The organism is Nesterenkonia massiliensis, from assembly GCF_000455245.1.
Classification (GTDB): Bacteria; Actinomycetota; Actinomycetes; order Actinomycetales; family Micrococcaceae; genus Nesterenkonia; species Nesterenkonia rhizosphaerae.
Window position 1 is genome coordinate 53,643 of record NZ_HG005172.1, and the last position, 2,004, is coordinate 55,646.

General features: G+C 62.3%; 1 protein-coding gene. It reads left to right on the plus strand.

The window, feature by feature from the left end:
- Positions 1-1,548: TRCF domain-containing protein (locus TX78_RS10925; protein WP_044496220.1), on the plus strand; the 1,548-nt coding region annotated here is incomplete at its 5' end.
- Between the last annotated feature and the right edge of the window lie 456 nt (positions 1,549-2,004).

Sequence of the window (2,004 nt, forward strand, 5' to 3'; positions counted from 1 at the left end):
AAAACCGAGATCGCCGTCCGGGCTGCGTTCAAAGCGGTCCAGGACGGCAAACAAGTGGCCGTCCTGGTTCCCACTACGCTGCTGGTCTCTCAGCATCAGGAGACGTTCACCGAACGCTACGCCGGGTTCCCGGTGCGGGTTCGTGCGCTCTCCCGGTTCCAGAGCGCCAAGGAGTCCAAGGAAGTGCTGGCCGGGCTGAAAGAGGGCAGCATCGATGTGGTCATCGGCACCCACCGTCTGCTGAGCAAGGAGGTCCAGTTCAAGGACCTGGGCCTGGTGGTCATCGATGAGGAACAGCGTTTCGGTGTGGAGCACAAGGAACAGCTGAAGAAGATGCGCACCAACGTGGATGTGCTGGCGATGACGGCGACACCCATTCCGCGCACCCTGGAGATGTCCCTGGCGGGCATCCGCGAGACCTCTGAGCTGAACACTCCGCCGGAAGAGCGGCACCCAGTGCTGACCTATGTGGGCCCGTACACGGATAAGCAGGTTTCTGCCGCAGTGCGCCGTGAGCTCATGCGCGAGGGACAGGTGTTCTATGTGCATAACCGGGTGGCTGACATCGACCGGGTCGCAGCCCGGATTAAGGAGCTGGTGCCCGAGGCTCGTGTGGAGGTGGCCCACGGCCAGATGGGGGAGGCCCGTCTGGAGCAGATCGTGAATGACTTCTGGGAACGGCGATTCGATGTGCTGGTCTCCACCACCATCATCGAAACCGGTCTGGATATCTCCAACGCCAACACTCTGATCGTGGATAAGGCCTCTGCCTTCGGCCTCTCGCAGTTGCATCAGCTGCGTGGTCGGGTGGGGCGCTCTCGGGAACGGGCTTACGCCTACTTCCTCTACCCGGCGGAGAAACCGCTGGGCGAAGATGCTCTGGAGCGGTTGAAAGCCGTGGCGGCTCATAATGAGCTGGGAGCTGGCTTCCAGCTGGCGAAGAAGGATCTGCAGTTGCGGGGTGCCGGTAACCTGCTCGGGGGTGAGCAGTCCGGTCATATTGAGGGCGTGGGCTTTGACCTCTACCTGCGCATGGTGGGCGAGGCTGTGGCTGATTTCCGTGGTGAGGAAGAGCAGACCGTCACAGAGGTGAAGATCGAACTGCCGATTAACGCTCACCTGCCTTCAGAGTATGTGCCCAGTGAGCCCCTTCGCCTGGAGGCTTATCGCAAGCTTGCCGCAGCAGATACCGAGGAGAAGATCTCCGAGGTGCTCGCCGAATGGCAGGACCGCTACGGTGAACCACCTACAGCAGTGGAGAATCTCCTGGAGGTTGCGCGGTTCCGCAACCGCGTGCGCTCGGTCGGGATTACCGACGTCGGGGTCCAGGGCAAGTTCATTCGGTTCGCGCCGGTGGAGGATCTGCCCGAATCACGCCAGCTGCGTATGGAACGTCTTTACCCCGGAGCCCAGCAGAAGGTGGCAATGAAGCAGATTCTGCTGCCTAAGCCGACCACTAAGAAGATCGGCGGAGAGGAACTTTCCGACGGCGCGCTGCTCGAGTGGCTCAACCAGGTCTGGGAGGGCCTCTTCAAGCCCAACGCCTAGAGCCTGTAACGCCTAAACCTGAAACGCCTAGCGTGGCACTTCGCAGATGCGGGTGGGCAAGACGACCTGGGCAAGACCTGCTTAGGCCGGCGGAAATCAGGCGGCGAGGCCGTACAGGACCGGGGCATCGTGCCAGATCAGGTCCGCTGCGGGACATCCGGGAGGCGGTGTGTCCTCGGCGGAAGTGTAGCCGGCAGATTGGCGGTCGGTAGGGCGATCGTCCCCGAGGACGCGTTCAGTCAGCCAGTGCTCAGTGTGTGAGAGAGCGCTGGGTGCATGTGCGATGCGTAGATGAGCGCTGGGCGAATGGGCGCTGTTCGTGTGAGCGGGATCGGCACCTCGGCCAGGGTCGGGCTCAGGATCGGGTTCCGACCTCTGTGGTGGTGGGTGGAGGAATCCGTGGGATTTCATCCGGTGATGACGCCGGCATAACGCCCAGAGGTTGTCCGCGGTGGT